This window comes from Streptomyces sp. 150FB, assembly GCF_000818195.1.
Taxonomy (GTDB): domain Bacteria; phylum Actinomycetota; class Actinomycetes; order Streptomycetales; family Streptomycetaceae; genus Streptomyces.
Window position 1 is genome coordinate 4,050,915 of the sequence record NZ_JTHL01000001.1, and the last position, 6,503, is coordinate 4,057,417.

The window sequence follows — 6,503 nt, forward strand, 5'->3', positions numbered from 1 at the left end:
GGCGCCCGGCACCGAAACCGCGACCGCAACCAAGACCCGGCCGCAACCACCGCACCGCCCAAACCCACGGCCGCCCGCCGCGAGGCACACCGCGCCCGGCACACGACCAACAAGCGCAACCACGACCCGGCCACAACTTAGGGCATCGCTCCCCGCTGGGCTCGCCAGCGGACCATCAGTGCTTCCAGTTCGGCGTGGACGAACTCGAAGAACGCCTGCGTGTCCGCCAGCCGCGCGCCCGCAGGGGTGTCCGGGCCCAGTGATTCCGCGCCGTCGCGCAGGACGCGTTCCCAGCGGAGCAGCAGGGAGTCGCGGCTCGTGAAGGTCGAGTACCACAGCTCGCTCTGGAGGCGGTAGCGGTCACGGCGGGAGCCCGGGTCGCGTTCGCGGCTGACCATGCCGGCCTGGCTGAGGTAGCGGATCGCGCCTGATACGGCCGCCGGGCTGATCTTGAGCTGTTCGCTCAGCTCCGCCGACGTCATGCTCGCGTCGTTCGAGGACAGCAGAGCCGCGAAGACCCTGGCGGCAGCCCTCTGCATGCCGCCTTCCACCAGCTCGCCCGCGAACCGCTCGACGAAGCGCGACACCGCTTCCGGGTCCTGCGGCGGGTTGCTCATCGGCCCATCGTCTCCCCTGCTCGTGGTACTCGCCACCGATCTTAACCGACGGCTTTTGACGCTTCCTTAACTTCACACATTAGTGAAAGTAGCGTACGTTCAGAAACATGAAGGCAATCACCGTCGCCCAACTGCACAAGTCGTTCGGGCGGACGCACGCGTTGGACGGTCTTGACCTGGCCGTCGAGGCTGGTGAGGTCCATGGGTTTCTGGGGCCCAACGGGGCCGGCAAGTCCACTGCGATCCGGGTGCTGCTCGGGCTCCTGCGCGCCGATTCGGGCGCGACGCAGTTGCTGGGCCGGGACCCGTGGCGGGACGCGGTCGAGCTGCACCGGCGGATCGCCTATGTCCCGGGGGACGTGACGCTGTGGCGGAACCTGTCGGGGGGCGAGGTCATCGACCTGTACGGGCGGCTGCGCGGCGGGCTCGACAAGGCGCGGCGGGCCGAGCTCGTGGAGCGGTTCGAGCTGGACCCCACGAAGAAGGGGCGTACGTACTCCAAGGGCAACCGCCAGAAGGTCGCCCTGGTCGCCGCTTTCGCCTCGGACGTGGATCTGCTGATCCTCGACGAGCCGACGTCGGGGCTCGATCCGCTGATGGAGGAGGTCTTCCAGGAGTGCGTGATCGAGGAGCGCCGGCGGGGACGGACCGTGCTGCTGTCCAGCCATGTGCTGAGCGAGGTCGAGGCGTTGTGCGACCGGGTGAGCATCATCCGTAAGGGCGTGACCGTCGAGTCGGGGTCGCTGGCCGAGCTGCGCCATCTCACACGTACCAGCGTGAGGGCCGAACTGGTGGGCGAGGAGCGCGGGTTGGCGCGGCTGCCCGGCGTCCATGACCTGGACGTGCAGGGGAAGCGGATCTCGTTGCAGGTGGACACGGACCAACTGGACGCGGTGCTGCGTTCGTTGTCGGAGTCGGGGATCCGGTCGCTGACCAGTACGCCGCCGACGCTGGAGGAGCTGTTCATGCGTCACTACGCCGCCGACGAGGTGGGGGCGCGATGACCGCGACGACGGCCGGTGCGATGCCGGTGGCCCGTACGGGCGGATCGCGCCGACTCGCCGGAACCGGGCCGCTGTTGAGGCTGGCCCTGCGGCGGGACCGGGTCATGATCCCGGTGTGGGCGGTGGTGGTGGGCGGTTCGTTCGCCTCGGTGGCCTCGTCGTTCGGCTCGCTGTACGACACCGTGGCCGAACGCGCCGAGCTCCAGCGGACGATGACGGCGAACGGTTCGCTGCGGGCGCTGTACGGACCGATGTTCAGCAACTCCATCGGGGGGCTCACGTCCTGGCGCGTGGTCGCGTTCGGCGCCGCGTTCGCGGCGGTGATGAGCCTGCTGATCGTCGTACGGCACACCCGGGAGGAAGAAGAGACCGGCCGCCAGGAGCTGTTGTCGTCGGCGATGGTGGGGCGCGGGGCGCCACTGACCGCCGCGCTGCTGGCGGCGCTCATAGCCAACGCGGCGGTGGCGGTGGCCACCATGGGCGCACTCGCCAACTCCGGGCTGGGCGGGACGGGTTCGCTGGCGATGGGGCTCGCGGTGGCCGGGGTCGGCATGCTGTTCGCGTGTACGGCGGCGATCGTCGCGCAGATCACCGAGAGCGCGCGGCTCGCGAAGGGCCTGACCGCCGCGGTCGTCGGCGCGGCGTTCATCCTGAAGGCGGCGGGCGACGCCGGGGAGGCCGACGGTTCGTCCGTACTGACCTGGCTGTCGCCGCTCGGCTGGGCCGAGAACGTACGCGCGTACGCCGACGAGCGGTGGTGGGTGCTGCTGGTGATGGCCGCGGCGGTCGCCGTCCAGGCCTGCGTGGCGTACACACTGACGGGCCGCCGCGACATCGGCATGAGCTTCCTGTCCGCGAGGCCGGGACCGGCGGAGGGAAGGCTCGGCTCGGCGGCCGGTCTCGCGTGGCGGTTGCAGCGGGGCAGCCTGTTCGGGTGGGGGATCGGCTTCCTGGCCGCCGGGGCGGTGTTCGGCGGGATCACGGACGGCGCGACGGAGTTGGTCGGCGGGAACGAGCAGACCAGACAGATCATCGAGCGGATGGGCGGGCAGCAGGGCCTGACCGACTCGTTCCTCGCCGCGATGACCGGCATGCTCGGCATGGTCGCCGCGCTGTACGTGGTCGCCTCGGTGCTGCGGCTGTACGGCGAGGAGACCTCGGGGCGCGCCGAGCCGGTACTCGCGGGCGCGGTCGGCCGGCTGCGCTGGGCGGCCGGGTACCTGGTGATCGCGTTCGGCGGCGCCGTACTGATCATGGTGCTGGGCGGCCTGGGCCTGTTCCTCGGCTACGGCCACAATCTGCCGGGAATCCTCGGCGCCGCCCTGGTGCAACTCCCCGCGGTCTGGGTACTGGGCGCGCTGGTGGTCCTGCTGTACGGGGCGTACCCCAGGGCGGCGGTGGCCGGCTGGGCGGTGGCGGGGCTGGCGTTGGCCCTCGGCTGGATCGGGCCCGCGCTGAATCTGCCGCAGGCGCTGATGGACCTGTCGCCGTTCGGCCACCTGCCGAAGCTGCCGGGCGGGGAGATGGCGTGGACGCCGGCGCTGGTGCTGACGGGGATCGCGGTCGCGCTGGTGGCGGGGGGCCTGGCGGGGCTGCGTCGGCGGTCGATGCTGAGCTGAGCGGAGGCGGGTGGCCGGTCTTGTCCACAGGCTGTGGACAAGACCGGCCTTCCCACGGACCTGATTCAGCGTGCGTAGTTCTTGAGGATCTCCGTGTCGAGTTCGATGCCGACCGGATCCGGGATGGTGATCCGCTCGCCGAACGGGACCATGTGCTGGTCCCGGTAGGCCCCCGCGACCGGGTCAGGGGTGCTGTGCGCGGTCACGGTGCCGGCGTCGCGGTCGATCAGCAAGTAGACCGGGATGCCGGCGGCAGCGTAGGCGAACGGCTTTTCCTCACGGTCGCGCTTGCCGGTGTCGGAGTCGTACGACGTGATCTCGACAGTCATCAGCACACCCGCCGGGTCGGCCCAGTCCCCGTGTCCGGCGAAGTGCGCGACGGGTGCCAGTGTGCCGTCCGGACGGGCACGGCCCTGGCGGTACCTGTCGATCTTGAGCCCCTGCGTGGGGTCCAGATCAAGCTCCGGGCGCGCCTGCATGCACTGGCGAACCAGCCACATGGTGATCGCGCCGTGATCCCCGTCCGTCACCTTCTTGACTCCGATCCGCCCGCCGATGAACTCCAGCCTGACGGTCTCGGACTCCACGGCGGCGAACCTCTCGAACTCGTCCACCGTCATTTGCGAACCGCGCTCCACCATGGTTGTCATGGTGCACCTCCTGTCAGGGGGACACCAGCCTGACCGAGCCGGGGCGCGTCCGTACGGCATACCGGTGCGCGATCACTCATGCGAGTGATCACCGGCCCCGGGCGTGCCTAGCCCGGCGTGACCAGCCGCGCCTCGTACGCGAACACCGCCGCCTGCGTGCGGTCCCGGAGCCCCAGTTTCACCAGGACGCGGCTCACATGCGTCTTGATCGTCGACTCCGCCACCACCAGTTGCTCCGCGATCTCCGCGTTCGACAGGCCCTGTGCGATCAGCACCAGGACCTCCGTCTCGCGCTCCGTGAGATCACCTATCCGGGCGAGGGCGGGTGCGCGCGGGGTCTCGGAGAGTTTGGAGAACTCCGTGATCAGCCGCTTCGTGACGGTCGGCGCGAGCAGTGCCTCGCCGGAGGCGACCACCCGTACCCCGTCGGCCAGTTGGCGCGCCGACGCGTCCTTCAGCAGGAAGCCGGACGCTCCGGCGCGCAGCGCCTGGTAGACGTACTCGTCGAGGTCGAAGGTGGTCAGGACCAGCACCTTCGCCGTGGCGTCGGCGGCGACGATCTCGCGGGTCGCCTCGATGCCGTTGAGTTCCGGCATCCGGATGTCCATCAGCACGACGTCCGGGCGCAGGACGGCGACCTGGGTGACGGCCTCGCGGCCGTTCACCGCCTCGCCCACCACCTCGATGTCCGGCATCGCGTTCAGCAGTACCGAGAAGCCTTCGCGGACCATCACCTGGTCGTCGACGATGAGGACTCTGATCGTCACGCCTTCTTCTCCCTGTCGGCCGCGCTGTCGCGCTTCTCGTCCTGGACCGTGCTGACCGGGATGAAGGCGGCCACCTCGTAACCGCCGCTCTCCGTCGGCTCCGCCGTCATCTCGCCGTTCAGCATCGTCACACGCTCCCGCATCCCGGTGATCCCGTGGCCGGCCCCCGGCGACGGCTTGACCAGGCCCCGCGGCGCGGTGTTGACGACCCGCAGGCCAATGCCACCGAGGACGTACGAGATCTCGACGCCCGCCGTCGCGCCCGGCGCGTGCCGGAGCGCGTTGCTCAGCGCCTCCTGGACGATGCGGTACGCCGACAGCTCCACGCCCTGCGGCAGCTCGCGCACCGCGCCGGTGACCGTCTTCTCCACGGTCAGGCCCGCGTCCCTGACGTTGCTGAGGAGCCCTTCGAGGTCGGCGAGGGTGGGCTGCGGGGCGTCGGGCGCCTGGTAGTCCTCCGCCCGTACGACGCCGAGCACGCGCCGCAGCTCGGTCAGCGCGGCGACGGCGTTCTCGCGGATCGTGATGAACGCCTGCTCCAGCTCGGGCGGCGGATTCTCGACGCGGTACGGGGCGGCCTCCGCCTGGATCGCGACGACCGACATGTGGTGCGCGACCACGTCGTGCAGCTCGCGGGCGATGGTGGTGCGCTCCTCCAGGAGCGTGCGCCGGTCGCGTTCGAAGGCGGTGACGTTCTGCTGCGCGGCGACCTCCTGCTTCGCCGTACGGCGGATGTTCAGCGCGGTCACCGTGAGCAGCACCAGCGCGGAGACGAACAGCATGGCGGCGCTGGTCGACGGGTTGTCGCCGATGGACAGGACGTTCTCGCTGACCAGCGCGTAGACCGCGGTGAGCACCCAGAGCCAGGCGGCGGTGCGCGGCCGGCTGCGGACAGCGACCACGGTGATCACGATGAGGTAGGCGGTGAAGGAGCCTGCCGCCCAGGGGACGCCTTCGCTCCTGCCGCCGAAGAGGGCGACGAAGCCGGAGCAGAACAGGCACAGCCACCACGCCCCGACCGGCCTGACCATGACCAGGAGCACGGGTCCGGCCGCGAGGAGGCTGGCGAGCAGCCCGTAGTCGAAGTAGCCGGCGCAGAGCGCGATGAACGCTCCCACCACGATGAGCGCGTGCGGCGTCCAGGCGGCGAAGTCGCGTATCCGGCCCGGCAGCCTGCGGGTGATCGGTCCGTCGGTACGCATCTGCCTCAGCGGACGGTAGGCGAAGGCATCGCGGAAGAGATCCTGGCGCAGGCCCCCGAGGGAGTCCACGGCCAGACGGAACTCGGGGCTCCGGGTCTTCCCGGTATCTGTCTCGGTCACATGGCCACGGTAGGGGGCGACGGCAACCGGGGGCGTCACCAGCGAAGCGGATCCTTCGCCGTCCGCCCCAGGTACTACGTAACCCTCGCCCGCCCCCCTTGGCATGGAGACGGCCTCGGCCTCTCTCCCCCCGGCTCCAGCCGGGCGCGCTCACCAGGCGAGCTGGGCGATCTCCTCCGCCACCACGGCGCACGCGTCGGCGGACGGGTCGATCAGCGGGAAGTGCCCGACGTCTTCGAGCAGCGTCCAGCCGACCGTCTCGCCCGCCTTGGCCGCCGCGTCCACGAAGGCCTCCGAGACCGCCACCGGCACGGTGAGGTCGGTGCGGCCCTGCACCAGCGCCGTGGCGATCCCGGTGGGCAGCAGCGCCGCCGGGTCGGCGCTCGCCATGCGCTGCTTGAACTCCACGGTGTCGCCGAGCAGTTGGCGTACGGCGCCGCCGCACACCCCCAGTTCGTCGGCGGAGGCGAGGTCGGCGATCGGCGCGAGCGCCACCACACCGCGCAGCGGTGGCGGGGCGGGCA

Annotated in this window: 6 protein-coding genes and 1 pseudogene; 2 read left to right on the forward strand and 5 right to left on the reverse strand. The window is 70.8% G+C overall.

Features of this window, described 5'->3' with window-relative positions:
* Positions 1-137: 137 nt before the first annotated feature.
* Positions 138-617, reverse strand: coding sequence for a MarR family transcriptional regulator (locus tag QR77_RS17260; protein WP_052488836.1), 480 nt, complete (start codon positions 615-617; stop codon positions 138-140).
* 107 nt (positions 618-724) lie between these two features.
* Between QR77_RS17260 and QR77_RS17265 the strand changes: the two genes are divergently transcribed.
* Positions 725-1,621, forward strand: coding sequence for an ABC transporter ATP-binding protein (locus QR77_RS17265; protein ID WP_040022760.1), 897 nt, complete (start codon positions 725-727; stop codon positions 1,619-1,621).
* Positions 1,618-3,240, forward strand: coding sequence for an ABC transporter permease (locus QR77_RS17270; protein WP_040022762.1), 1,623 nt, complete (start codon positions 1,618-1,620; stop codon positions 3,238-3,240). The genes QR77_RS17265 and QR77_RS17270 overlap by 4 nt, the downstream gene beginning before the upstream one ends.
* Positions 3,241-3,305: 65 nt before the next feature.
* On the opposite strand, the gene QR77_RS17275 is transcribed toward QR77_RS17270, so the two are convergent.
* From QR77_RS17275 to QR77_RS17290, 4 genes and pseudogenes are all read right to left on the reverse strand, one after another.
* Positions 3,306-3,890: a Uma2 family endonuclease gene (locus tag QR77_RS17275; RefSeq protein WP_040022764.1), complete on the reverse strand. Its 585-nt coding sequence runs from the start codon at positions 3,888-3,890 to the stop codon at positions 3,306-3,308.
* A gap of 107 nt (positions 3,891-3,997) precedes the next feature.
* Complete coding sequence (locus QR77_RS17280) at positions 3,998-4,657, reverse strand: response regulator transcription factor (RefSeq protein WP_040022766.1); 660 nt, start codon at positions 4,655-4,657, stop codon at positions 3,998-4,000.
* Positions 4,654-5,979, reverse strand: coding sequence for a histidine kinase (locus QR77_RS17285; RefSeq protein ID WP_040028144.1), 1,326 nt, complete (start codon positions 5,977-5,979; stop codon positions 4,654-4,656). Before QR77_RS17285 ends, QR77_RS17280 begins: the two co-directional genes overlap by 4 nt.
* 150 nt (positions 5,980-6,129) lie before the next feature.
* Positions 6,130-6,503 (reverse strand): annotated as a pseudogene (locus QR77_RS17290) (alpha/beta hydrolase); the annotation flags it as partial.

Excerpts from the sequence above, each read along its gene's own strand:
- QR77_RS17265 (WP_040022760.1), top strand. The coding sequence starts at position 725 with ATGAAGGCAATCACCGTCGCCCAACTGCACAAGTCGTTCGGGCGGACG.
- QR77_RS17270 (WP_040022762.1), top strand. The coding sequence starts at position 1,618 with ATGACCGCGACGACGGCCGGTGCGATGCCGGTGGCCCGTACGGGCGGA.
- QR77_RS17260 (WP_052488836.1), bottom strand. The coding sequence starts at position 617 with ATGAGCAACCCGCCGCAGGACCCGGAAGCGGTGTCGCGCTTCGTCGAG.
- QR77_RS17275 (WP_040022764.1), bottom strand. The coding sequence starts at position 3,890 with ATGACAACCATGGTGGAGCGCGGTTCGCAAATGACGGTGGACGAGTTC.